This is a genomic window from Streptococcus sp. BS35b (genome assembly GCF_000286475.1).
Classification (GTDB): domain Bacteria; phylum Bacillota; class Bacilli; order Lactobacillales; family Streptococcaceae; genus Streptococcus; species Streptococcus oralis_W.
Genome location: NZ_ALKH01000011.1, coordinates 1 through 24,115 on the forward strand (window position 1 = coordinate 1; position 24,115 = coordinate 24,115).

A 24,115-nucleotide genomic window follows, 5' to 3' on the forward strand; every position below is an offset into this window, starting at 1 on the left:
TTTTTATAGAGAGTAAATTTAAATTCAGACTGCTCATTAACGCCTTCAATTCTCTTTATAGAATTATACTTCTCATTAGAAATACTATATTTCCCACTACCTTTTTCAAAAGATAAATCAGAATATTTCAAACCCATCAATTCATATTTTTTAGTCTGATGATTAAAATAAACATCCGTCCTCCAAGGCTTAAGTGACTGAAGAACCACTTGATTATCACTACCATCTGGTGAGATATCAATGTAATTACCTAGTTTATTATCGTAGTATTTCAGACATTTAATTTCTGGTCCATTACCTTTTTTGCTGTACTTACGGATTGGCCCATTTTCTTGTCGATATTTCTCAAAAGGATTGCAAGGAACTTCCTTATTTTTATCGTTCCGTTCTTTAGATGGATAGGTTCTTAAAATTTCTTCAATCACTTTTTCAAATGTTTGTGGGTCTTTATGATACATCAAGAATTTTCTCTTATCTTTATTGTAAATTTTAATAAAAGCATCATACCCTGCTTGACTATAAATATCTTTAATCTTACCTAAAACATAAGTTTCTTCGGATTTATCTTTATCCAATTTCGCTTTTCTTGTTGCGTAAATGGTTGCATCTGAAATTTTTCGATTGTATTTTGAATCTACCTGATAAGAAAACAGTATACCATCCTCAAATGTCTTGCTATGCAATGTATCAACAAAATGGTCATAAGGCGCTTTAAACACTAACTCTTTATATTCATCATCAGTTAACGAAATAATTTCTCCAGTCTGTGAATCAATAAACTGTCCTTCTTTATAAGTAATCAGAGGATTATTCTGTTTTTTCCATAATCTTAATTGACTAGAAGCGGCAATAATTAAGGCATCCACAGCATGATGATGGTAGGTTTCACGAGACTTTTCAAGCCCCCACTTTCTTCTTAGCTGAGAAGTAAATTGTCCACGTACCACCGAAATAGTTGTATCAAATTGATGGCTCTTATAAAAATCTTGTAAGGCATTTAAAACAACGCGAGAGGAATATCGAGTGTCAACCAAGTTTCGTTCGATAAATTTCTGTTTTACTTCAATTTTACTAATGTCTTCTTCTGTCAAAAGATAATCTTTCTTTTTATTACTTAGTGATTTTAAATCTTTTACATATGATTTAAACTCACGGTAGGACCAGGCATCATCCATACTATCTAAAGCCTGAAACGGTGTACGTTGTCCCTTTTCTTGGTTTGCTGTGGCATGAACCAATACTTTATTAGATAGACTATCATCAAACGATAAAGAAAGAGGTAAAATATGGTCAATTTCGTACTTGTACTGATTGTGAATTAAATCTGAAATTGGAATGGTCTTCCCAGTATAGAGACACTTTTCTCCCTGTTGATGCCATAAACGAATCTTAGTAGCTAATTCCTTATGCCCATTAAAAATGTTACCCGGCAACTCTTTTTTCCCATTGTATTGAAACGCCGCTTTTTCCATAGCCGCATTTTTCTCATCTTGATTTGCCTTTTGACGTTTTATATAATCTTTCTTAGCGTCTTCTTCGTTATTTTCACGCGCCATTTCGATAACGATATTGTCAAAGATACCATGTTTTTTAGTTGCTTCGTTGATTATTTTTATAGCTTGTCTGACAGATTTTGCTACTACAGGGTTATAAATTTCTTCTGTTAATTCTTTTTCATCAATATATTTGGTTCTTTTTGATGTTTCTTTAGATTTTTGTTTCCCCAATCGTGTGAGAATTGTCATTTGCTCTTCTGAAGTTTCATAGAGTTCTGGTATCAATTCCATCATGAGTTTAAGGGAAAAATTATGCCATCCCTTACTAAATAGACTGCTATTATTTTTTCTAAATTGAACCAATTCAAGTACTTGGTCTTGACTAAATACACCCATTAACTTCGAGTTAATTGCTTCTTCTATACCTTCTCGTTCAGTATTTAGAGTTAAAATATGGGCAAGCTCATCTAGAACATTTCTAGACAATTCCCCAACTGAAATTGTTTCTAGCGATTGCATTTTTCGATAGACTTCAAAAGTATGCATTTCAGGTTTATTGTTTACATCAACTCGATAACCACTTATCTGATCTACTGAAGCATCAATCATTTTAACAATGTACTTCAATAAGGTTGAGGCTCCTAAGGTTTTAGCTTCCTTAGCATATTCAACAATAACTTTCTTTTGTTCCTCACTCAGTTTCTTGGTCTCTGTAGGAACTGTTAAATTATTTAAATCATTTAGTAAATTAAACTCTTGAGCAGTATAGGAAGATTTAGAAGCTCTGTATTCATTAGGATAAAATGTACATTTACCGATTAAAACACCAAAAATATTATCTAAGGTAGTACCATCTGTTCGAAAACGTCCATAATCCGTCCGTGATTTTTCATTACCTGGTCCATGATAGTATTTTCTTTTACCTGTAAGGATTTTTAGATAATCCTCTATAAATTCATCCGTAATCTGATTATTAAATTCTTGCTGTTTTCTTAAAATTTTTTCAGCTTCTTTTCTATAAGCAGATGTTGAAAAAACATTGATCAATCGGCGTTTCTCACCATTTTCCACAACAGTGAAATCTCCTCTTACCTGACCATATTTTTCGAAACGTTCTAGTTGGATTTGACCAGGTGTTTGTTCAGCGAGTAATTTTCTATTTTCCTCAACTGCCTTACCATAATCAGACGATACTGCACCACCATCCTCAGAAGCATCATCTAAATAGCTAATCCCACGTCTCTTAACTATATTCTTTAAAGCTATGAACAGCTCTTCATTTGTTAGTTGCTGATTCAAGCCATCTACACGAAGTCGATATGGATTAAGATTAATGGATACCTTAGAAAAATCAGTTAACAGACCATAGTCTTCAAATAGATCTTGAAAGCGAACACCACGGTGTTTCTTCCGACGATTTAATCGTCTAGCCTGTCTATTTTTTCTTCTTTCAACATTATTATCAGCTGTTGCAGCTGGAAAAAGTCGTGAATTCGCATGAATAATCTTTCCAGAATTTTTTTCTAGAATTCCCACTCCTACGGATGCAATACCAATATCTAATCCTAAAACTAAACCATTCATAATTATACTCCTAACTAATCATCATATTAATTAAATTTTACTCCTTGCTTCCTAAAAAATCAAATCATTATATGCAATTAACTAAAATATCCTGTCTTTTTATAATTATATGCAAATTCTCACGTTTTCATCATTGATAAAAAACAAAAAAGCGTGATCTCACGCTTTGGAGTTGTATTTAACTTGAGTGATTTCTACATAAAAATCAATAGTTTATATGCCCCCTGCAGGAATCGAACCTGCAACTACTCCTTAGGAGGGAGTTGTTATATCCATTGAACTAAGGGAGCTAGAGAAAAACTCTGCTGAATAAGCAGAGTTTTTTTGTCGAATTAACGACGGATTTCTTTGATACGAGCTGCTTTACCTTGAAGAGCACGCAAGTAGTACAATTTCGCACGACGTACTTTACCGTAGCGAACAACTTCGATCTTTTCAACACGTGGAGTGTGGATTGGGAAGATACGCTCAACACCTACACCGTTAGAGATTTTACGAACTGTGTAGTTTTCTGAGATACCAGCACCTTTACGTGCGATAACAACACCTTCAAAAATCTGGATACGTTCACGGTTACCTTCGACAACTTTCGCGTGTACACGAACAGTGTCACCAGGACGGAATGATGGGATATCTGTACGAAGTTGACCTTCAGTCAAGCTTTGGATTAATGGATTCATTTTATTCTCCTATCTTTGTCAATCTTGAGGAACCTTCCTCAGCGGATAAACTGTATTTTTGTGCGTCCATTACACACAGGATATAGTTTACCAAATTTCTACCTAAAAGTAAAGAAATTTATAGCAGAATTCCTAAAAAAATCGCCACTAAGCCGCCTATGTAAGTTATGACTAAATAGCTATAAAATACCTTCTTGTCACTGAATAGTCTTTGCAGCTCGTCATTCAAGGTTGAAAAGGTCGTCAAACCTCCACAAAAACCTGTCGCTAGGATAGCATAGACTTCCTTAGACTCCACATGATTGTAGAATAGGCCAATTAAAAAACATCCTAGAAGATTGGCAATGAGAGTTCCCAATGGCAATTTTGAAGCTTGATTATAGCGGGAAAAGAAATAACGCACCAAGGCTCCGAACCCGCAGGCGATTGCAAGATAAACGATTACCATTTCTTCCTCCCTAGAACATAAGCCAAGAGTAGACCTCCTCCAATACTCAAAAGCAGATAGATGATTAAGCTAAGATAACGCCCGGTATCAAGCAGTTTTACTGCATCAAGCATTAGGCTAGAAAAGGTTGTCAGGCCACCGCAAAAACCCGTCCCCAGCGCCAAAATTAAGCCTTTACTAGTTCTCTTATAGACCAAATAGCCTTTCACCAGATAGACTAGGCAGAATATTCCCAGATAATTGACGAGAAGGGTGCCCCAAGGAAAGTCGGGACTGGCTGGTAACCAAGTGGAAACCAGGTAGCGGACAAGGCCTCCCACCATTGCAGCTAGAAAAATTCCGAGCGGATAAAATTGTTCTTTTTTCATTTGATATTTTGATCCTGATAATCACGCGAATGTTTGAGTATGTCAGAAAAAGTCGCAACAATAGTCTCCTGATATCGCTTGTCCTCTACACGACTTCTAACCTTTTCAAAAATAACCGCTTCTCTCTTAGAATCTAAAATAGGTTTTCCTGAGGCTTTCTTATAAGCAACAACCCCTTCAACTAAGTGCATCCGTTCTTCTAGGAGCTTGACGATTTGGTCGTCGATTTGATCAATTTCTTGCCGAATAATATCTAAGTTCATACAGTCTCCTCCTTTATTTGAATTATTGTATCAAAAAGCGTATAAATAGGCTAGTAAAATCCCAAAATAACTAATAAAAAACTACACCGACTTATTCCAGCCAGCGCAGTTTGCTTCTTATCCTACTTTTGCAGCCAATTCTTCTGCGAATTGTTCCAAACGTTCGATGTCTTCTTCTTCGGCAGAGAGGTCCACTTTAACACACTCTGAACCTTTTTCTGCTCCTGTCGCTACAAAAACGCGATCAAAGTCATCAACAGCCTTACAGAATTCGTCGTAGAAGGTATCTCCTGAACCGACCACTCCGTAGATTTTGCCATTCAAGTTGAGATCTGCTAGGTCTTCGTAAAAGTCCATCATCTCATCTGGCAATTCTCCGTCTCCATAAGTATAAGTTGCAACGATTGCGATATCCGCCTCCAAGAAGTCTGAAGCGTCAACAGTCGTACATTCATCCACATCGACATCCAAGCCCAAGTCACGTAATTTGTCTGCTACAATATCTGCAATTTCTTCGGTATTACCGGTCATACTGGCAAATACAATTTTTGCTAATGCCATATCGTCCTCCTCAATTTATCTTTCTCCATTATATCATATCTTTTTCATTTTAAAAATAAAAATTCTTGTGCTACAATGAAATGAGAAAGAATTGAGGTTATTTATGGAAATTTGCCAGCAAATATTAGAGAAAATCAAAGAATACGATACCATTATCATTCATCGTCATATGAAACCAGATCCGGATGCCTTAGGGAGTCAAGTGGGATTGAAAGCTCTTCTCACACACCATTTTCCAGAAAAGACCATCAAAGTAGTCGGTTTTAACGAACCAACTCTAACCTGGATGGCGGAAATGGATACTGTCCAAGACAGTGTCTACCAAGGAGCTCTTGCTATTATTTGTGATACAGCGAATCGCCCTCGTATCGATGACAAACGCTACGAACAAGCTACTTTCACCATTAAAATCGATCACCATCCAAATGATGATATCTATGGTGACCTATCATGGGTGGATACAAGTTCAAGCAGTGCTAGTGAGATGATTGCATTATTTGCTCAAGAAAATCAGCTAGCTTTGTCTAGTGAAGCGGCACGACTTCTCTATGCAGGAATTGTCGGGGACACGGGACGTTTTCTCTACCCATCAACTAGTGCTCGTACCTTTAGGATAGCTGGCCAGCTCCGAGAAGTTGATTTTGACTTTGCTGGATTGTCTCGTCAAATGGATACCATGAGCTTTAAGATTGCAAAACTACAAGGGTATGTTTATGATCACTTAGAAGTCGATGAGAATGGAGCCGCACGCGTTCTGCTTACTCAAGAAATCCTGAAAGAATATAAGGTTACGGATGCTGAAACGGCTGCGATTGTCGGAGCACCTGGCCGAATTGATACTGTTAAGGCTTGGGCTATCTTTGTTGAGCAAGCTGATGGCCACTTCCGCGTGCGAATGCGTAGTAAAATCACCCCTATCAATGAAATTGCCAAAGAACACGACGGAGGAGGACACCCATTAGCCAGTGGCGCCAATTCCTATAGTCTAGAAGAAAACGAAATCATCTATCAAAAGTTAAAAAACTTGCTTAAATACTGATAAAATACTTGCCAAACTTTTCAGAATCTGATAGACTAGTATGGTAACAATCTATGGCTCGCAAAGAGACCATGGCAGAAAGGAAATATTGCAAAATGAAAAAAGATATCCATCCAGAATATCGCCCGGTTGTCTTCATGGACACAACTACTGGTTACAAATTCCTTAGCGGTTCAACTAAACGCTCTAACGAAACTGTTGAGTTTGAAGGCGAAACTTACCCATTGATCCGTGTGGAAATTTCATCAGACTCACACCCATTCTACACTGGACGTCAAAAGTTCACTCAAGCAGATGGACGCGTGGATCGTTTCAACAAAAAATACGGTCTCAAATAATGATAAAAAGAACAGTTTCAGCTGTTCTTTTTTTGTACTTCTTTTTATAAATCAATCACTACTACTTTCTATTTGTCAAGCTTCAAGCTGACACTATGATTGATTTCAAACGAGGTTAAAAAATATCGAAAAGAAGCTTGATATTGAGAATGGTCAAGATGATTGAAACTGCGTAACCTAGGATGGTGTTCCACTTGGCATTAGTGAATTCTCCCATTAGTGACTTCTTAGAGGTCAGATAGATTAAGGGAAAGATTGAAAACGGAAGAGCGATTGACAGAAAGACCTGTGAATAGACCAATAACTGATCCAAGGTTTTTTCTTGATATCCAAACAAAACGGCGACTATAATCACAGGTAGCAAGGCAAAAATACGTGTACCGATACGGATAAGCCACTGAGGCAATCTTAGATGTAAGAAGCCTTCCATGACAATCTGTCCTGTCAAAGTGCCTGTAATAGTCGAATTTTGGCCGCTTGCTAGGAGGGCTAGAGCAAATAAAGTTGACAAGGTTGAGCTGGCTATTGCTCCTGCTATTGTCGAATCCTGTAAAGCATTGTACATTTGAGAAAAAGCTGAAATTTCAGATGCATGACCAAAAAAGAGGGAGGCACCTAAAATGAGAAGCAAGGAATTGACAATGAAGGCTAGGGATAACTGAAGATTTGAATCCCAGGTCATAAAGCGAACTGCTTTTCGAACATCCTTCTTATCTTTGTGATTGATTTTCCTTGTTTGGGATAGAGAGGAATGGAGATAGAGATTATGGGGCATGACTGTCGCTCCTACAATCCCCAGAGCCAAGGTCAATTGACTTTCATGACCTGGTAACGGTGTTTCAAATAAAGTTGAAGTTGGCAAATAACCACCAATGATCCCCTGGATACTTGGATTGGATAAGGCCACAAGATAGGTAAAGATGGCTAATATGGTTAAAATAAGGGTCGTAACAATAGCTTCAATTTTTTTGAAACCAAATTTCATCAACAACAACAAAAGAAACACATCTAAAACGGTTAAGAGGATAGCAATCATAATCGGTATTTTAAACAAAAGATTTAAGGCAATCGCTGAACCTAGAACCTCAGCCAAGTCTGTCGCCATTAAAGCTAATTCTAAAATCACCCACAAACTATAGCGAAGCCACTTGGGAGCATGATGAGCTGTTGCCTGTGCTAGGTCCATCCTAGTCACGATACCGAGCTTCCCAGCCATCTGTTGTAGCTGCATAGCAATGATGGATGAAATTAAAATAACAAATAAAAGGCTGTACTTGTAGGAGGCACCACCAACCACACTGGTGATCCAATTTCCAGGATCCATGTAGCCAACTGCCACAAGTGCACCAGGTCCTAAGAATGCTTTTAGATTTTGCCAAAAATGATTGTTATTTGGAGTCTCAATAGATTGATTGATCTCAGAAAGAGAGACTTTTTCATAAGAGGACATAGGGATTTCCCACTTTCTAATCTGTCTTTACATACTTCTTAATAGAATATTTTTTGAAAGAATGATGAAAATAGTTTACCTATTTCCAATTCACCCTTATTATATCACATTTTGGAATGATTCCTAATAAAAGAAATGATAGTTGAAATAAACAATATCAGTATTATAAAAGCCAGCGTCAGAAAACGCTGGCTTTAAAACTGTAAAAATTCTTTCTCAACTAGATCGCTTCTGTGACAAAACTACGGCTTTCTAGCACCTTGAGCATGGCATTAGCTGTATCTAGAGCTGTAAAGAGTGGCACTCCGTGTTCAATGGCTGAACGACGGATTTGCTCACCATCTTCGTCAGCAGTTCGTTTGGTTCCGACAGTATTGATGATAGCTTGGATTTTTCCTTTACGGACGTAGCTAGGAATATCATGTTCGTCATCACCGATTTTCCCAACTAGTTGAGCTTGAAGTCCATGATTTGCAAAGAACTCCGCTGTTCCTGCAGTTGCAAGGATTCCGTAACCAATGTTTTGGAAACGACGAGCTAAATCTAAAGCTTCTTCTTTTGCATCATCAGCGATGGTAAAGACAACATTACCAAAAGTAGGCAAGTGAAGGTATGAAGCTTCAAAAGCTTTATAGAGCGCTTTTTCAAGAGTTGTATCAGAACCCATGACTTCCCCTGTCGATTTCATTTCAGGACCGAGCAAGCTGTCTACTTTCGCTAGCTTGGTAAAGGAGAAGACTGGCGCTTTGATATGAACTCGTGTGCTTTCAGGGTAAAGTCCATCTTGGTAACCAAGTTCTTCGAGACTTTGACCAAGAATCAACTTAGTCGCTACCTGAGCCATAGGGATATTGGTTACCTTAGAAAGGAATGGAACCGTACGGCTGGCACGTGGGTTGACCTCGATAACATAGACTTTCTCATCCTTGATAACAAACTGAATGTTCATCATACCAAGACAGTTGAGGCCAATTGCCAGACGCTTAGTATAATCTGCAATCGTGTCTTGCACCTTTTGAGACAAGGTTTGTGGAGGGTAAACAGCCATTGAGTCACCTGAGTGGACACCAGCACGTTCGATGTGCTCCATGATACCAGGGATAAGGACATTTTCTCCGTCTGAAATAGCATCGACTTCGCACTCTTGCCCAACGATGTAAGAGTCAACAAGGACTGGATGGTCTGGACTAGCCTTAACAGCGGTACGCATGTAAGAACGAAGATCTTCTTCGTTTTCAACGATTTCCATAGCACGTCCACCTAAAACATAAGATGGGCGAACTAAGACTGGGAAGCCAATCTTGCGAGCTGCAAGCACTGCTTCTTCTTCATTGGTAGCCGTTTGTCCTGGTGGCTGTGGAATATCCAAGTCTTTAAGAGCTTGCTCGAAGAGGTCGCGGTCTTCGGCACGGTCTAAGTCAGCGACTTGCGTACCAAGGATAGTCACCCCTGCTTTTGCCAATGGCTCCGCAAGGTTGATGGCTGTTTGACCACCGAACTGAACGATAACCCCTTTTGGTTGCTCCAAGTCAATAACATTCATAACATCTTCAAAAGTTAATGGCTCAAAGTAGAGCTTATCAGATACCGAGAAGTCGGTTGAAACAGTCTCTGGGTTTGAGTTCATGATGATGGCCTCATAACCAGCTGCCTGGATAGCCTTCACCGAGTGAACTGTTGCGTAGTCAAACTCAACCCCTTGTCCGATACGGATTGGACCTGAACCTAAGACTAGGACGGATTCCTTATCAGACTTGATAGACTCATTTTCCCATCCATAAGTTGAATAGAAATATGGTGTTTCAGAGTCAAATTCTGCCGCACAAGTATCGACCATCTTGTAAACTGGGATAATCTTGTTTTCCAAGCGAAGTTGGCGAACTTGGTCGGCAGTCGTTTCCCAAAGCTCCGCAATCTTGCGGTCTGAAAATCCATTGAGTTTAGCTGTTTTCAAGACTTCTAGATCTTGTGGATGGGCACCTAATTCTTGCTCAATTTCAAAGATGTGCAAGAGTTTATCAAGATAAAAGATATCAATTTTCGTAAGCTCAGCGATTTCTTCTGGTGTGTAACCACGGCGAATAGCTTCTGATACGTAGAAGAGACGGTCATCTTGGGCCTTGACAACCTTTTCAATCAAGGCATCATCAGAAACGGTTGCCAATTCAGGCATTTCATTGTGGTGAACCCCAATTTCAAGTGAACGACAGGCTTTTAGAAGAGATTCCTCGATGTTACGACCAATGGCCATGACTTCCCCAGTCGCTTTCATCTGAGTTCCGAGACGACGCTCACCTTTTTCAAACTTGTCAAATGGGAAACGTGGAATCTTAGCAACGACGTAGTCAAGAGCTGGTTCAAACATAGCATAAGTTGAACCTGTAACTGGGTTGATGACCTCATCCAGAGTCAAACCAACGGCAATCTTGGCAGCCAATTTGGCAATCGGATAACCCGTCGCCTTAGAAGCAAGAGCTGACGAACGCGATACACGAGGGTTTACTTCGATAACATAGTACTTGAAGCTATGCGGATCAAGGGCCAGCTGAACGTTACACCCACCTTCAATCTTGAGTGCGCGGATAATGCTCAAGCTCGCGTCACGTAGCATTTGGTTTTCATAGTCTGACATGGTTTGCGCAGGAGCAAATACGATAGAATCCCCTGTATGAATCCCAACTGGGTCAAAGTTTTCCATGTTACAAACAACCAAAGCATTGTCAGCTGAATCGCGCATGACTTCGTATTCGATTTCTTTGAAACCTGCGATTGAACGTTCAATCAAACATTGGGTAACAGGTGACAGTTTCAACCCATTTTCAGCGATTTCACGCAATTCTTCCTCGTTGGAACACATACCACCACCAGTACCACCTAGGGTAAAGGCTGGACGGACAATGACTGGATAGCCGATTGATGCCGCAAAAGCAACTGCTTCTTCCACTGTGTTGACAATTTCAGATTCTGGAATTGGTTGCTCAAGCTCTTCCATCAATTGTTTAAAGAGGTCACGGTCCTCAGCTTGGTCAATAGCAGACAGTTTAGTACCCAGAAGCTCTACTCCGAGCTCATCTAGGATACCATTTTTAGATAATTCCATGGCCATATTGAGCCCTGTCTGACCTCCAAGAGTTGGAAGTAAAGCATCTGGGCGTTCCTTACGGAGAATACGTGTCACAAACTCCAGTGTAATCGGTTCGATGTAGACCTTGTCCGCAATCTCCTTGTCCGTCATGATAGTGGCAGGGTTTGAGTTCACCAAGACAACTTCATAACCTTCCTCTTTCAAAGACAAGCAGGCCTGGGTCCCAGCGTAGTCAAACTCAGCAGCCTGACCAATAATAATCGGACCAGAACCAATCACCATAATTTTTTGAATATCAGTACGTTTAGGCATTTTTAAGATATTAAGGGCGTCAAGCGGACAAAGCTAAAATAGGAGTTATGACGAAGAACTATCAGTTCTAGGAATAACTATCTTTTTAGCGCCGTCCGTAGCCCGTATTCAGTTCAGCAAATACGGGCCACCCTTCTCCTTTCTATTCGGCAACTCTCTGGTTGCCATTAAATAAATTCTCCGACGATTTTTTAGAGAAACGATATTTTTCGATAAAAAATCTAGTGCAGGGAGTTTTTAGTTCGCCCAATAGCGACTAAAAGAAACGACCTGTCTTTCTATTCGTCGCCTCACAGAGCGACATTAAATAAGATACAAAGGACGAATAGAAAGCGATTGAATTTTAGGAAACCAAGGAAGGATTGACAATCCAAGTTGGTTTCTCTAAATTCCGAGCTTTCCGTCCGTGTTCAGTTACATAAATTCTCCGACGATTTTTTACTCGTTCTTAGTTTGCTTGTTTAAAGGCTTCCATCATCTCGATAAATTCATCAAATAGGTAGCTTGCGTCGTGTGGACCAGGAGCTGCGTCTGGGTGGAATTGTACAGAAAAACCTGGTTGGTATCTGTGGCGAACTCCTTCAACTGATTTATCATTGATTTCTTCGTGGGTAATGATCAAATGATCTGGCAAGTCCTCACGGCTAACTGCATAACCGTGGTTCTGGCTGGTGAAGTCTATACGGCCTGTAGCAATCTCACGTACCGCGTGGTTAAATCCGCGGTGACCAAATTTCATCTTGTAAGTCTTAGCCCCGTTTGCCATAGCAAAAAGTTGGTGCCCCATACAAATACCGAAAATTGGAATTTTCCCTTGCACACCACGAATCATGTCCAGTGCTTCTGGAACATCTTCTGGGTTACCTGGACCATTTGACAACATAACTCCGTCAGGATTGAGGTGGAGAATTTCTTCCGCTGTTGTTGAATATGGAACGACGGTCACGTTACAGTTGCGTTTGGAAAGTTCACGTAGGATTGAGTGCTTGAGACCAAAGTCTACTAAGACCACACTCAAACCAACTCCAGGAGCTGGATATGATGTTTTAGTGGAAACCTGTTTGATATTGTCTGTCGGCAAGACTGTTGCTTGCAGCTGGTCCGTCACATGGTCCATACTGTCCCCAACATGGGTCAAGGTTGCACGCATAGTACCATGCTTACGGATAATCTTGGTAAGTGCACGCGTATCAATTCCTGAAATCCCTGGAATTTTCTTGGCTTTCAAAAATTCATCCAACGTCATTTGGTTGCGCCAGTTGCTAGCTCGACGTGCTTCTTCAAAAACGACAACTCCCTTACAAGTCGGAATAATGGATTCGTAATCATCACGATTAATTCCATAATTTCCCACCAAAGGATAAGTAAAGGTCAAGATTTGTCCATTATAAGACTGGTCTGTAATGGACTCTTGGTAGCCGGTCATACCTGTGTTAAAGACGATTTCGCCTGTTACATCAATATCTGCTCCGAAGGCCTTGCCTTCAAAAACTGTGCCATCTTCTAATACTAGAAGTCTTTTTGTCATATTTTCACCTCTCGTGGACGCTCACTGGCGTCTTTTAACGTCTTGTGTTTTAATTGGCGTTTCTACTCGCCAATACGGATTCTAAGATTGCCATTCGAACAAAGACACCGTTGGTCATTTGTTGGACAATGCGTGATTTTGGCGCTTCAACCAAGTGGTCAGCAATTTCCACATCTCGATTAACTGGAGCTGGGTGCATGATTATTGCTGTTTCTTTTAAGCGATCATAACGTTCTTGAGTCAAACCATGTTGGGCATGGTAGTCTTCTTTTGAAAAGACTGCACCACTATCATGGCGTTCATGTTGAACGCGGAGCAACATCAAAACATCCACCTGATCAACAATCTCATCAATAGTTACAAACTGTCCATAGTCCGCAAACTCTTGACTTCTCCATTCCTCAGGTCCTGCAAAGAAAAGTTCAGCTCCCAAGCGTTTCAAAATTTGCATATTGGATTTGGCAACACGTGAATGATCCAAGTCACCTGCAATAGCAACCTTGAGACCCTCAAAGTGACCAAATTCCTCATAAATGGTCATCAAATCAAGCAAGCTCTGACTAGGATGTTGACCTGAACCATCTCCACCATTGATGATGGAAGTCGTAATGGTTGGACTCGTAATCAATTCTTTGTAATAATCGACCTCTGGGTGGCGAATCACGCAGACATCTACACCAAGCGCAGACAAGGTTAGGATTGTGTCATACAGTGTCTCACCCTTGTTTACTGAGCTGGTCTTCACATCAAAGTCCAGTCGCTCCAGCCCTAGCTTAATCTCTGCCACTTCAAAGGACTTATGTGTCCGTGTAGAATCCTCAAAGAAAAGATTTGAAACAATCGGATGGTCTTCATAAGGAAGCTGGGCTCCATTTTTAAACTCAATTCCTCGCTTAATCAATTTCATCACTTGATCGACAGTGAGGTCTTCCATGGACACCACATGGTTCAATGCTTGTTGATTTTCTGACATGGCTACTCCTTCAGCTTTCTAAGCTTCTTCAGTAATCAGAACTCTGTCTTGGCCATCAAGTTCTGTCATCTCTACGATGATTTCTTCAGAACGACTGGTTGGGATATTTTTCCCAACGTAATCTGGACGGATTGGCAATTCTCTATGTCCACGATCTACTAGCACCGCAAGACTCACGCGCGCAGGACGACCATGTCCGACAATGTTATCGATAGCAGCACGGATGGTACGACCTGTATAAAGCACATCATCCACCAAGATAACTTCACGGTCTGTCACATCAACAGAAATCAAAGAAGTATCTTCTCCGCTTTTAACATCATCACGGAAAGGTTTGGTGTCCAATTCCACAACAGGAACAGTGATATTTTCCAACTGCTCCAAGCGTTCTTTGATACGATGAGCGATGAAAACACCTCGCGTTTTTATCCCAGCTAGGATAATTTTATTCAAATCTTTATTGCGCTCAATAATCTCATAAGTAATTCGCGTAATCGCTCGTTTGACAGTCAATTCATCTACAACTTCTTTTGTCTTCATGACAAACCTCCAAAAAGAAAAGTCTCCTTCTACAAGGAGACTTGAAATGTATAGCCAAGCGAGCCCTACTGTAAACAGTATAGACTTCACCCTTCTACTTTATCGCGCTCCTTGCCTGCCTCACGGGACAGGTTTAAAGGACTATTTAGTTATCATTTACTATAGCACAAAGCACCCTTAAAATCAAGCAAAAACTTTTTCAGAGTCCCCTTAAACATTACTAAAATCATATAATTGGGGATAGTGGGCACATTCTGGATTTTTGGGATGGCAGATAGCTCGTCCAAAGTAAATCATGGCCTGGTGGGCTGCTAACCATTCTTCTGGTGGCAGAACGTCCATGACACGTTTTTCTACTTCAAGTGGCGTAGCTGATTTTTTAACGATATCGTGATGCTTACAGATACGCTCCACATGAGTGTCCACTGCAAAAGCTGGAATTCCAAAGCCCACACTCAGTACTACATTTGCTGTTTTACGACCAACACCAGCTAGACTTTCTAATTCCTCTCGAGTCTGAGGCACTTGACCATCAAAATCGTCTAGTAACTGTTGGGCACATTTTTTAAGAAATTTAGCCTTATTTCGATAAAGTCCTAGGCGGGAAATGTGTGAGGCAATTTCACTTTCAGTCGCGACAGACATGGCTTGAGGCGTTGGAAAGGCTGCAAAGAGAGCTGGCGTAGCCTTGTTGACTGCGGCATCTGTTGTCTGAGCTGACAACATCACTGCAACCAAGAGTTCAAAATGATTAGTAAAATCAAGGCTGGGTTTGGCGTCTGGGAAGAGGGCAATGATTTCCTCTATGACATGACGGGCACGTTTCTTGGATAAAACCATCTACTCGTCTCCATTAAATAGTCCTTGTAAACCTGCAAAAGGACTATTTTCTTCTTTCTTGACTGCTTGTTGGGCCTGGTATTCTTCCTCAGTCATGATTTGCCAGTCATTCCCTGACACAAAACCTTGGCCCGCCTCTTCTTCTGCCGTCAAGACCTTGATTGGAATATTGAGCAAGATATTATCTGCTACGCTCTCAGCAAGGTCGATTTCCCCATTTTCGATAGGCAAAACTAAGTCATCGTCTAGAACTTCCTGGTCCAGTTGGTTGGTCGCTCCTTCCATGAAAACTTCCGTTACTGGATAAGATTCAACTAACTCAACTGGCTCCATACTGCGACTTGAAGCTAGAACAATAGTATAAGACAACTGATAGTCTAAGAAATACAGACGGTCTTCGTACTGCACCTTCCCAACAGCAAGGATATCTTTGACATCTAAAATCTCTTGATTACGTGCACGCAGCTCTGCGGCAAGGTCTAAAGCTTGTTCAAAATGCAGGCCTTCAGGTTGCTTACGAATTTCTTGAATATTTAACTTCATATTTCCTCCATAAAGATGTACTCACTTGATTATACCATGAAAAGGCTATAAGTCAGCTTTCCAAACTTTGATATTAAAATCTCATTTTTTAACATATTTACTATGACAAACTTTCCTATTAGTGCTATACTATAGGCAAGAATACATCAGAACAAGGAGGATGCTCATATGGAAGACAAAGCACTCATCAATGAAGCTTACAAACTCCTTTCCGAGTTAAATAAAAGCTACCAAAGCTGTAAACAAAGCACAGCCGATGATCTTAGACTGCAAGAGGTGCTGAATACCACTCTCAAGGAACTAAAAAAAGCGGAAATGCTGGACAACAGTATCTTAATCTACCTTGAAAAATTTTACCAACGTACCAGTCTACTGATTGGACTGGGTAGCCTAAAACTAAACGATCAAGCTCGTACTGCTTGGCGCAACTATGATAAGTTCCATTACGAACATGTCAAACACGTACTGACTCTCTATGGACCTGTTTTTGGATTTTAGAGCATGGAATTACTTGTTTTCTATTGACAAAATTTCCTGAAAGGTATAGGATAGAGATACTAATACTCGGAGGTAAGGGAGACATGAACAACTAATCTATCAAATAAAGAACCTTTATTTAGTAGATCTTGTTTTTGTCTCTTTTTGTGTGCTCTTTTCATACTAGATTTTCTAGTATCTTGTCCCTATTGAAAATCAAAAAACTAGAAAGCTATGCTCCTCTTGGGTTGGGTTAGGCAGCTCCAAGCTAGTTTGACGAGTTTTTCAACGAGGATAATAGAGTTTTGACAGTGACTTTGGGCTCTACTAGGTAAAGTAGAGCTTTTTGTTATGCACTATGGACATTCTAGAAAGGGCAATAATATGATAAAAATCAATCATCTAACCATCACGCAAAACAAAGATTTGCGGGACCTTGTATCTGACCTAACCATGACTATCCAAGACGGAGAAAAGGTTGCTATTATTGGTGAAGAAGGAAATGGTAAATCAACTTTACTACGAGCTTTAATGAGGGAAGCATTACCTGATTTTACTATCAAGGGCGACATCCAGTCTGACCTTCAATCACTGGCCTACATTCCTCAAAAACTCCCTGAAATCCTGAAAAATAGGACTCTACACGACTACTTCTTTTTGGATTCTGCTGATTTAGACTACAGCATTCTTTATCGTTTGGCTGAGGAATTGCACTTTGATAGCGACCGTTTTGCTAGCGACCAAGAAATTGGCAGTCTATCAGGGGGCGAAGCTTTGAAAATTCAGCTCATCCACGAGTTAGCAAAACCTTTTGAGATTCTATTTTTAGATGAACCTTCAAATGACCTAGACCTTGAAACGGTTGATTGGCTAAAAAGGCAGATTCAAAAGATTAGGCAAACTGTTATTTTCATTTCCCATGATGAAGACTTTCTTTCTCATACGGCAGATACTATTGTCCACTTGCGACTGGTCAAGCACCGAAAAGAAGCGGAAACGCTAGTCGAGCATTTAGACTATGATCGCTATAGTGAGCAGAGAAAGGCTAGTTTTGCCAGACAAATCCAGCAAGCTGCTAACGACCAGAGAGCCTATGACAAAACCATGGAAAAGCATCGCCGAGTTAAGCAAAATGTAGAAACTGCACTTCGAGCTACCCAAGACAGTACTGCTGGTCGCCTATTGGCTAAAAAGATGAAAACTGTTCTCTCTCAAGAAAAACGCTTTGAAAAGGAAGCTCAGTCCATGATCCAAAAACCACTTGAAGAGGAACAAATCCAACTTTTCTTTTCAGACATCCAACCATTACCGGCTTCTAAAGTCTTAATCCAACTGGAAAAAGAAAATTTATCCATTGGCAAGCGCATTTTAGCTCAGGAGTTACAACTAACTGTTCGTGGCCAAGATAAAATCGGTATCATCGGGCCAAATGGTGCTGGGAAATCAACTCTGTTAGCCAAGTTGCAACAACTGCTCAGCGCCAAAAGAGAGATTTCGCTTGGTTTTATGCCACAATATTACCATAAAAAACTGCAATTGGATTTATCTCCAGTAGCCTACCTCAGCCACACTGGACAAAAAGAAGAACTACAGAAAATCCAATCTCACCTAGCCAGTCTCAATTTTAGCTATCCAGAGATGCACCACCAAATCCGCTCCCTATCTGGTGGGCAACAAGGTAAACTCCTACTTTTGGATTTAGTGTTGCGCAAACCAAACTTTCTCCTTCTGGATGAGCCTACACGTAATTTTTCTCCCACTTCTCAACCCGAAATCAGAAAACTCTTTGCCTCCTATCCCGGCGGTCTAATCACTGTTTCGCATGACAGACGCTTCTTAAAAGAGGTCTGTACGAATATCTATCGTTTGACAGATCATGGTTTGGAAGTCGTCGCTTTACAAGATTTATAAATGTTGAACATAGCAAAAATCCAGAGATCGTCTCTGGATTTTGTTTACACACGTCTTTCTTAGAATCATTGATGCACAGAGCGCTGCTGGCATCATCTACGTGACAGATTATGCCCTGACTTTTGTTTAAATTGTATAAGCTAGAAATCATTTTTTACTATTTTACAGCTCAAAGCATTCTAATGTAGCATTATCTCATATACAAAAAGCAAAATGCAACCAGATTATTGAGAACATGCAAAAGAATGGAATTCCATAGGTTGTCAGAAGTCTTAAACCTTACCCCAAATGCAAATCCCATACCTAAATAGCTGATAAAGCTAGGAATAGTATAGGGACCATGCAGATAAGCAAAAAGAAGCGATGTGGCAAACAATCCAAAATAGGTATTCTTAAATACTATCCCCTGTAACATACCTCGCATAAAGATTTCTTCCGTGACAGGTGCCAAAACACAGAGATCCACAAAAAGTACAGACCATGAAAGTGATAAACTTTGCACAGTTTGAGTTGTGTCTGATTGGGTAGGGCCTAAAAAATTGACCATAATATAAAACAGGAAAAGCAAGGCGTATGAAAGAAAACATTTAAGAATATCTTTTAGGCGGATTTGCCGAATGTGAAACAAGTCATACTTTTTTCCTACATATAAAAATAATGCAAGTTCAACAAGGGTAAAAAGGATTGATAGCGGTAATGAATTTATTCGCATGATTTTCTCTGCTATACTCAAATGAATCGGCATAAAAATCAAAATCAAGAAAAACGTCATCCAGCGCTTATACATCATTCACCTCAATTATATAGAATTACATATATTATACTATTTTTTGGTGAGATAACAAGTTAAAAGCGAGATACTAAAAGCAAAAATCCAGAGACGACCTCTGGATTTTTTTTACATGTGTTTCAAGCGTTCGATTCGTTCTGAGATAGGTGGGTGGGTATAAAAGAGTTTTTGAAGTCCACCACCTTTCTTAGGATCATTGATATAAAGAGCGCTGCTGGCATCGTCAACATGGTGATGCATCGGCTCGCTATTTTCCAACTTACGCAAGGCATTGATCATCCCTTGAGGATTACGAGTCAGCTCCACACTGGATGCATCCGCCAGAAATTCCCTCTGACGGGAAATGGCTAATTGCACCAAGGTTGCTGCGAGAGGTGCTAGAACAATGGCTAAGAGAGAGATAACAAGCATGATAATCTCCAAACCATTTCCATCGCGATCATTATCACTCCGTCTGCGACCAGCGCCTCCCCACCACATCATCCGTCCTGCCATACTAGACAGAAGGGTAATGGCACTGGCGAGGGCGACAGCAATGGTCGAAATGCGGATATCGTAGTTTCGGATATGACTGACTTCATGACCCATAACAGCTTCTAGCTCCTCACGATTCATGATAGCCAGAAGACCCGAAGTGGCCGCTACTGCTGCATTCTGCGGGTTTGAACCTGTTGCAAAGGCATTTAAAGAAGAATCCTCAATGATGAAAACACGCGGCATGGGAATCTGAGCCACCATAGCCATATCTTCTACTACATGGTAGAGGTCTGGTGCCGTTTGCTCATCAACCTCACGCGCCCCATTCATAGACATGACAATCTCTGTTGATTGAAAGATCATGGTCAGAGCGTAGATAAGACCAATAATCAAGGCAATAATCATGCCACCAAGACCTGAGCGCATGAAGAGATAGCCAACCGCATAACCAACCAAGGCCAAGAGTAGGAAGAAAACCAGCAACAAAATCCAGGTTTTTCGTTTATTGCTCGCAATTTGATCAAACAACATCTTAGTCACCTAATCCGCTAAAGTCAACTTTAGGAACAGCCTTTTCCTCTTCAGGTGTTTGAAGGAAGTCTGCAGCTTTAAATCCAAATAGTCCTGCGATGAGGTTGCTTGGGAAACTTTCAAGTTTTACATTGTAGTTGCTGACAACACTGTTGTAGAGTTGGCGTGAGTAAGAAATTTTATTTTCTGTATTGGTCAACTCTTCTTGTAATTTGATAAAGTTAGCACTAGCTTTCAAGTCTGGGTAATTCTCTGCTACTGCAAAGATACCAGAAATCTGGCGGGTAAGGGCATCACTGGCCTTCATAGCTTCAGCTGGTGATGTTGCTGCGGCTACTTGTCTACGAAGTTCTGTCACTTTTTCCAAGGTAGAACCTTCATATTTCGCATAGCCTTTGACTGTTTCAATCAAGTTTGGGAGGAGATCATTACGACGCTTCAACTGAACATCGATCTGGCTCCAAGCCTCCTTGGTTTGCATACGATTTTTAACCAAACCGTTATAGCTAACAATCACAAAAATAACAATCAGAGCCAAAACTCCAAGAATAATCCAAGTCATAATCTTATTCCTTTCTGCTTTTAGATTACTACCAGTATATCAAAATTTTAATGAATATGGTAAAATAAGATGATACTAGAGAAGGAAACTACTATGAAACCAGAAACATTTTACAGCCTACTAGCTGAGCAAAATCTTCCACTTTCTGACCAGCAAAAGAATCAATTTGAACGCTATTTTGAACTCTTGGTCGAGTGGAATGAAAAGATTAACCTGACCGCTATTACAGACAAAGAAGAAGTCTACCTTAAGCACTTTTATGATTCGATTGCACCTATTCTGCAAGGCTTGATTTCAAATGAAACTATCAAACTTCTTGATATCGGGGCTGGGGCAGGATTTCCTAGTCTACCCATGAAAATCCTCTATCCTCAGTTAGATGTGACCATCATTGATTCACTCAATAAGCGCATTAACTTCCTTCAGCTTTTGGCTCAGGAGTTGGATTTGGATGGTGTTCACTTCTACCATGGACGGGCAGAAGACTTTGCCCAAGACAAGAACTTCCGTGCCCAGTTTGATGTGGTGACGGCTCGTGCGGTTGCCCGTATGCAGGTTTTGTCTGAGCTGACCATTCCCTATCTTAAAGTCGGTGGCAAACTATTGGCACTCAAGGCCAGCAATGCTCCTGAGGAATTGCTAGAAGCCAAGAATGCCCTCAACCTCCTCTTCAGCAAGGTCGAAGACAATCTCAGCTACGCCCTACCAAATGGAGATCCGCGCTACATCACTGTCGTCGAAAAGAAAAAGGAAACACCTAACAAGTACCCAAGAAAGGCTGGCATGCCCAACAAACGCCCACTTTAAACAATGGTGCACCCTTTGTTTAAAGTTCAGAAAATGATTTACAAAATCATACCTCGCTCTCGCATTTCTAGGCTCGGGAAAAAATGATTTACAAAATCATTTTTTTCTGCTATACTATCACAAGCAAAGGTTTTTAATGTCATCCTGTGAGGTGACGAAGGCGCAGATTTATATAAATTTTTAAAAGATAGCTATTTTTTAAAAAGTCTTACTCTGAGGGCCTATTGCTGCAAAATAATGGGCTCTTTTTTGGTGCCCAAAAGTGAGGTTTTTATGAAACAGGAATCAACTGTTGACTTGTTACTAGACGTTGATCAACGTCCTTCTGCTGGTAAAGGTATTCTTCTAAGCTTTCAGCACGTGTTTGCTATGTTTGGTGCAACCATTCTCGTTCCCTTAATTTTGGGAATGCCCGTATCGGTTGCTCTCTTTGCTTCCGGTATTGGAACACTTATCTACATGATTTCTACTGGCTTTAAGGTTCCAGTTTATCTAGGTTCTTCATTCGCCTTTATCACAGCTATGTCTCTAGCCATGAAAGAAATGGGAGGCGATGTCTCTGCTGCTCAAACTGGAGTTATCCTGACTGGTTTTGTCTATGTCCTTGTAGCAGCAAGTGTTCGTTTTGCAGGTACGAAATGGATTGACAAACTCTTGCCACCAATCATTATCGGACCTATGATCATCGTTATCGGTCTTGGTCTTGCTGGTTCTGCTGTAACGAATGCTGGACTCGTAGCAGACGGAAACTGGAAAAACGCTCTTGTAGCTGTCGTGACGTTCTTGATTGCCGCCTTTATCAATACAAAAGGAAAAGGTTTCCTTCGTATCATTCCTTTCCTCTTTGCCATCATCGGTGGATATATCTTCGCTATGATGCTTGGTTTGGTTAACTTTACACCCGTTCTAGAAGCTAATTGGTTTGAAATTCCTGGTTTCTACTTGCCATTTAGTACAGGTGGAGCCTTTAAAGAGTACAACTTGTACTTCGGTCCTGAAACAATCGCCATCTTGCCAATCGCTATTGTAACCATTTCAGAACACATCGGAGACCACACAGTTTTAAGCCAAATCTGTGGCCGTCAATTCCTAAAAGAACCAGGACTTCACCGTACGCTTCTCGGTGACGGTATCGCGACATCTGTATCTGCCTTCCTTGGTGGACCAGCTAATACGACCTACGGAGAAAATACAGGGGTTATCGGGATGACTCGTATCGCTTCTGTCTCTGTTATCCGTAACGCAGCCTTTATCGCCATTGCTCTTAGCTTCCTAGGTAAATTCACTGCCTTGATTTCAACCATTCCAAATGCTGTGCTTGGTGGAATGTCCATCCTTCTCTACGGAGTTATCGCCAGCAACGGTTTGAAAGTTTTGATTAAGGAACGCGTTGACTTCAGTCAAATGCGTAACCTCATCATCGCAAGTGCCATGTTAGTACTTGGACTTGGTGGGGCTATCCTCAAACTTGGCCCCGTTACACTTTCAGGTACTGCTCTATCAGCCATGACAGGAATCATCTTAAACTTGATTTTGCCACACGAAAATAAAGACTAATCATCTATACAAACAAAATCCACTCGATTGAGTGGATTTTTTAATTACTTACTCTTTATTTCCAACAGTAAATCTTTCAATGAAATAATGGTTACGGCTAGTAAAATCATAGCCATACCGACAAAATCAATCGCATAAAACTGTTCCTTCATAATCAGAAAGGCAAAGAAAACGGCAGAAATTGGCTCTATGGAAGCCAATAAACTAGACTTAACAGGGCCTATCAGACTAGTTCCCTTTAGGAAAGCTGTATAGGCAAAGATCGTTCCGATGATGATAATCCCAGCAAATGCAAAGAGAAAATCTAGACTAGTCGGTATGCTGGCTTGCAAAACTCCTGTGAAAGGAATAGCCACTACACCAGAAATAACCATCCCGACACCAATCACCGAAAAACTGCCCCACTTCTTAATCAAAGCAATAGGAAGGATGATATAGAGGGCATAGGTTAGGGCAGAAAAGAGGCCCCAGAAAAGTCCAGCAGGTGTGACAGACAACTGGTCAACTTTCCCGTGCGTCGCGATCAGAAAAGTTCCTCCTATAGCCAATCCAATCGAAATAATCTCAGCTAGAGTCGGAGCTACCTTGTCCTTGATACAAGTATAAATCAAGATCCCAACGGGGCATACATACTGGAGAACTGTCGCCGTTCCAGCATTGGTTTCCTGAATGGCAGAAAGATAGGCAAACTGGTTTAAGAAGAGTCCAAAAACTGCAAATAGCAACAGAGATAGTAGACTTTTTCTGTCTTTTAAAAAAGCATAGAGTTTATCCTTTGAAGTCGCATAGGATAAGATTACTAGTGCCAAGCCTGCAATGATAAGTCGTAAATTGGTCAAGACTAGAGCGGAAATCCCGTGTGCCATCAGGTATTGACCACTGGTTCCAGACAAGCCCCAAGCAATCCCTGCCACTACTGTATACAGTGTTCCTTTTACGGTTTTTGACATGCTTC

At 40.6% G+C, this 24,115-nt stretch carries 23 protein-coding genes and 1 tRNA gene; 6 read left to right on the forward strand and 18 right to left on the reverse strand.

The window, feature by feature from the left end:
- The 7 genes from cas9 to HMPREF1149_RS08565 all read right to left on the reverse strand — a co-directional run.
- On the reverse strand, positions 1–3,080 hold a 3,080-nt coding region (gene cas9, locus HMPREF1149_RS08535; RefSeq protein WP_001013911.1), incomplete at its 3' end, for a type II CRISPR RNA-guided endonuclease Cas9.
- Positions 3,081–3,298: 218 nt separating this feature from the next.
- Positions 3,299–3,370 (reverse strand) — tRNA-Arg (locus HMPREF1149_RS08540).
- 42 nt (positions 3,371–3,412) lie between these two features.
- Positions 3,413–3,760 (reverse strand): 50S ribosomal protein L19, encoded by a 348-nt coding sequence (rplS, locus tag HMPREF1149_RS08545; RefSeq protein WP_001068669.1) that lies wholly within the window; start codon positions 3,758–3,760, stop codon positions 3,413–3,415.
- A gap of 118 nt (positions 3,761–3,878) precedes the next feature.
- Positions 3,879–4,208 (reverse strand): fluoride efflux transporter CrcB, encoded by a 330-nt coding sequence (crcB, locus tag HMPREF1149_RS08550; RefSeq protein ID WP_000237391.1) that lies wholly within the window; start codon positions 4,206–4,208, stop codon positions 3,879–3,881.
- The gene (gene crcB, locus HMPREF1149_RS08555) at positions 4,202–4,576 is read right to left on the reverse strand and encodes a fluoride efflux transporter CrcB (protein ID WP_000712117.1); all 375 of its coding nucleotides are present in this window, start codon (positions 4,574–4,576) and stop codon (positions 4,202–4,204) included. The genes crcB (HMPREF1149_RS08550) and crcB (HMPREF1149_RS08555) overlap by 7 nt, the downstream gene beginning before the upstream one ends.
- On the reverse strand, positions 4,573–4,839 hold the full coding sequence (locus tag HMPREF1149_RS08560; RefSeq protein WP_001046953.1) for a chorismate mutase: 267 nt from the start codon (positions 4,837–4,839) through the stop codon (positions 4,573–4,575). Before HMPREF1149_RS08560 ends, crcB (HMPREF1149_RS08555) begins: the two co-directional genes overlap by 4 nt.
- A gap of 117 nt (positions 4,840–4,956) precedes the next feature.
- Positions 4,957–5,400 (reverse strand): flavodoxin, encoded by a 444-nt coding sequence (locus HMPREF1149_RS08565; RefSeq protein ID WP_001162125.1) that lies wholly within the window; start codon positions 5,398–5,400, stop codon positions 4,957–4,959.
- A 103-nt stretch (positions 5,401–5,503) separates the two neighbouring features.
- On the opposite strand from HMPREF1149_RS08565, the gene HMPREF1149_RS08570 reads away from it, so the two are divergent.
- Both HMPREF1149_RS08570 and HMPREF1149_RS08575 read left to right on the forward strand, forming a co-directional pair.
- The gene (locus HMPREF1149_RS08570) at positions 5,504–6,439 is read left to right on the forward strand and encodes a DHH family phosphoesterase (RefSeq protein ID WP_000401793.1); all 936 of its coding nucleotides are present in this window, start codon (positions 5,504–5,506) and stop codon (positions 6,437–6,439) included.
- Between the two features lie 95 nt (positions 6,440–6,534).
- Positions 6,535–6,777: a type B 50S ribosomal protein L31 gene (locus HMPREF1149_RS08575; RefSeq protein WP_000710762.1), complete on the forward strand. Its 243-nt coding sequence runs from the start codon at positions 6,535–6,537 to the stop codon at positions 6,775–6,777.
- Between the two features lie 115 nt (positions 6,778–6,892).
- Here the strand turns inward: HMPREF1149_RS08575 and HMPREF1149_RS08580 are convergent, their stop codons facing one another.
- From HMPREF1149_RS08580 to HMPREF1149_RS08610, 7 genes are all read right to left on the reverse strand, one after another.
- Complete coding sequence (locus tag HMPREF1149_RS08580; RefSeq protein WP_000100450.1) at positions 6,893–8,227, reverse strand: Nramp family divalent metal transporter; 1,335 nt, start codon at positions 8,225–8,227, stop codon at positions 6,893–6,895.
- Positions 8,228–8,447: 220 nt separating this feature from the next.
- Positions 8,448–11,624 carry a carbamoyl-phosphate synthase large subunit gene (gene carB / locus HMPREF1149_RS08585; protein ID WP_001126415.1) on the reverse strand — a complete coding sequence of 1,059 codons (3,177 nt, stop codon included), beginning with the start codon at positions 11,622–11,624 and terminating at the stop codon, positions 8,448–8,450.
- A 448-nt stretch (positions 11,625–12,072) separates the two neighbouring features.
- Positions 12,073–13,152 carry a carbamoyl phosphate synthase small subunit gene (locus tag HMPREF1149_RS08590; protein ID WP_000166844.1) on the reverse strand — a complete coding sequence of 360 codons (1,080 nt, stop codon included), beginning with the start codon at positions 13,150–13,152 and terminating at the stop codon, positions 12,073–12,075.
- A gap of 49 nt (positions 13,153–13,201) precedes the next feature.
- Positions 13,202–14,125: an aspartate carbamoyltransferase catalytic subunit gene (locus HMPREF1149_RS08595; protein ID WP_001293828.1), complete on the reverse strand. Its 924-nt coding sequence runs from the start codon at positions 14,123–14,125 to the stop codon at positions 13,202–13,204.
- A gap of 18 nt (positions 14,126–14,143) precedes the next feature.
- Positions 14,144–14,665 carry a bifunctional pyr operon transcriptional regulator/uracil phosphoribosyltransferase PyrR gene (pyrR, locus tag HMPREF1149_RS08600; protein ID WP_000850018.1) on the reverse strand — a complete coding sequence of 174 codons (522 nt, stop codon included), beginning with the start codon at positions 14,663–14,665 and terminating at the stop codon, positions 14,144–14,146.
- A gap of 210 nt (positions 14,666–14,875) precedes the next feature.
- On the reverse strand, positions 14,876–15,505 hold the full coding sequence (gene nth, locus HMPREF1149_RS08605) for an endonuclease III (protein WP_000244434.1): 630 nt from the start codon (positions 15,503–15,505) through the stop codon (positions 14,876–14,878).
- On the reverse strand, positions 15,506–16,048 hold the full coding sequence (locus HMPREF1149_RS08610; protein WP_000773196.1) for a YceD family protein: 543 nt from the start codon (positions 16,046–16,048) through the stop codon (positions 15,506–15,508).
- 168 nt (positions 16,049–16,216) lie between these two features.
- Between HMPREF1149_RS08610 and HMPREF1149_RS0102150 the strand changes: the two genes are divergently transcribed.
- Positions 16,217–16,546, forward strand: a complete 330-nt coding sequence (locus HMPREF1149_RS0102150; RefSeq protein WP_000389541.1) for a hypothetical protein — start codon at positions 16,217–16,219, stop codon at positions 16,544–16,546.
- A gap of 330 nt (positions 16,547–16,876) precedes the next feature.
- On the forward strand, positions 16,877–18,436 hold the full coding sequence (locus HMPREF1149_RS08615; protein WP_025170455.1) for an ATP-binding cassette domain-containing protein: 1,560 nt from the start codon (positions 16,877–16,879) through the stop codon (positions 18,434–18,436).
- 190 nt (positions 18,437–18,626) lie between these two features.
- Here the strand turns inward: HMPREF1149_RS08615 and HMPREF1149_RS08620 are convergent, their stop codons facing one another.
- The 3 genes from HMPREF1149_RS08620 to HMPREF1149_RS08630 form a co-directional block, all read right to left on the reverse strand.
- A complete protein-coding gene (locus tag HMPREF1149_RS08620; protein WP_229050626.1) occupies positions 18,627–19,226 on the reverse strand; it encodes a CPBP family intramembrane glutamic endopeptidase in 600 nt (199 codons plus the stop codon).
- A 108-nt stretch (positions 19,227–19,334) separates the two neighbouring features.
- Positions 19,335–20,234: a zinc metalloprotease HtpX gene (gene htpX / locus HMPREF1149_RS08625; RefSeq protein ID WP_000895755.1), complete on the reverse strand. Its 900-nt coding sequence runs from the start codon at positions 20,232–20,234 to the stop codon at positions 19,335–19,337.
- Position 20,235: 1 nt separating this feature from the next.
- A complete protein-coding gene (locus HMPREF1149_RS08630; protein WP_000219839.1) occupies positions 20,236–20,796 on the reverse strand; it encodes a LemA family protein in 561 nt (186 codons plus the stop codon).
- 93 nt (positions 20,797–20,889) lie between these two features.
- Here HMPREF1149_RS08630 and rsmG point away from each other — a divergent pair, with 93 nt between their 5' ends.
- Together rsmG and HMPREF1149_RS08640 are read left to right on the forward strand one after the other, a co-directional pair.
- Entirely contained in the window at positions 20,890–21,603 is a 714-nt protein-coding gene (gene rsmG / locus HMPREF1149_RS08635; protein WP_000801953.1) for a 16S rRNA (guanine(527)-N(7))-methyltransferase RsmG, read from the forward strand.
- 273 nt (positions 21,604–21,876) lie between these two features.
- Positions 21,877–23,160: a uracil-xanthine permease family protein gene (locus HMPREF1149_RS08640; RefSeq protein WP_000808281.1), complete on the forward strand. Its 1,284-nt coding sequence runs from the start codon at positions 21,877–21,879 to the stop codon at positions 23,158–23,160.
- A gap of 44 nt (positions 23,161–23,204) precedes the next feature.
- Here HMPREF1149_RS08640 and HMPREF1149_RS08645 read toward each other — a convergent pair whose 3' ends face one another.
- The gene (locus tag HMPREF1149_RS08645) at positions 23,205–24,110 is read right to left on the reverse strand and encodes a DMT family transporter (RefSeq protein WP_000048004.1); all 906 of its coding nucleotides are present in this window, start codon (positions 24,108–24,110) and stop codon (positions 23,205–23,207) included.
- Positions 24,111–24,115: the final 5 nt, after the last annotated feature.

Bases quoted from the DNA above. Each gene is read 5' to 3' on its own strand.
- rplS (WP_001068669.1), bottom strand. From the start codon at position 3,760: ATGAATCCATTAATCCAAAGCTTGACTGAAGGTCAACTTCGTACAGAT.
- crcB (WP_000237391.1), bottom strand. From the start codon at position 4,208: ATGGTAATCGTTTATCTTGCAATCGCCTGCGGGTTCGGAGCCTTGGTG.
- crcB (WP_000712117.1), bottom strand. From the start codon at position 4,576: ATGAAAAAAGAACAATTTTATCCGCTCGGAATTTTTCTAGCTGCAATG.
- HMPREF1149_RS08560 (WP_001046953.1), bottom strand. From the start codon at position 4,839: ATGAACTTAGATATTATTCGGCAAGAAATTGATCAAATCGACGACCAA.
- HMPREF1149_RS08565 (WP_001162125.1), bottom strand. From the start codon at position 5,400: ATGGCATTAGCAAAAATTGTATTTGCCAGTATGACCGGTAATACCGAA.
- HMPREF1149_RS08570 (WP_000401793.1), top strand. From the start codon at position 5,504: ATGGAAATTTGCCAGCAAATATTAGAGAAAATCAAAGAATACGATACC.
- HMPREF1149_RS08575 (WP_000710762.1), top strand. From the start codon at position 6,535: ATGAAAAAAGATATCCATCCAGAATATCGCCCGGTTGTCTTCATGGAC.
- HMPREF1149_RS08580 (WP_000100450.1), bottom strand. From the start codon at position 8,227: ATGTCCTCTTATGAAAAAGTCTCTCTTTCTGAGATCAATCAATCTATT.
- carB (WP_001126415.1), bottom strand. From the start codon at position 11,624: ATGCCTAAACGTACTGATATTCAAAAAATTATGGTGATTGGTTCTGGT.
- HMPREF1149_RS08590 (WP_000166844.1), bottom strand. From the start codon at position 13,152: ATGACAAAAAGACTTCTAGTATTAGAAGATGGCACAGTTTTTGAAGGC.
- HMPREF1149_RS08595 (WP_001293828.1), bottom strand. From the start codon at position 14,125: ATGTCAGAAAATCAACAAGCATTGAACCATGTGGTGTCCATGGAAGAC.
- pyrR (WP_000850018.1), bottom strand. From the start codon at position 14,665: ATGAAGACAAAAGAAGTTGTAGATGAATTGACTGTCAAACGAGCGATT.
- nth (WP_000244434.1), bottom strand. From the start codon at position 15,505: ATGGTTTTATCCAAGAAACGTGCCCGTCATGTCATAGAGGAAATCATT.
- HMPREF1149_RS08610 (WP_000773196.1), bottom strand. From the start codon at position 16,048: ATGAAGTTAAATATTCAAGAAATTCGTAAGCAACCTGAAGGCCTGCAT.
- HMPREF1149_RS0102150 (WP_000389541.1), top strand. From the start codon at position 16,217: ATGGAAGACAAAGCACTCATCAATGAAGCTTACAAACTCCTTTCCGAG.
- HMPREF1149_RS08615 (WP_025170455.1), top strand. From the start codon at position 16,877: ATGCACTATGGACATTCTAGAAAGGGCAATAATATGATAAAAATCAAT.
- HMPREF1149_RS08620 (WP_229050626.1), bottom strand. From the start codon at position 19,226: ATGATGTATAAGCGCTGGATGACGTTTTTCTTGATTTTGATTTTTATG.
- htpX (WP_000895755.1), bottom strand. From the start codon at position 20,234: ATGTTGTTTGATCAAATTGCGAGCAATAAACGAAAAACCTGGATTTTG.
- HMPREF1149_RS08630 (WP_000219839.1), bottom strand. From the start codon at position 20,796: ATGACTTGGATTATTCTTGGAGTTTTGGCTCTGATTGTTATTTTTGTG.
- rsmG (WP_000801953.1), top strand. From the start codon at position 20,890: ATGAAACCAGAAACATTTTACAGCCTACTAGCTGAGCAAAATCTTCCA.
- HMPREF1149_RS08640 (WP_000808281.1), top strand. From the start codon at position 21,877: ATGAAACAGGAATCAACTGTTGACTTGTTACTAGACGTTGATCAACGT.
- HMPREF1149_RS08645 (WP_000048004.1), bottom strand. From the start codon at position 24,110: ATGTCAAAAACCGTAAAAGGAACACTGTATACAGTAGTGGCAGGGATT.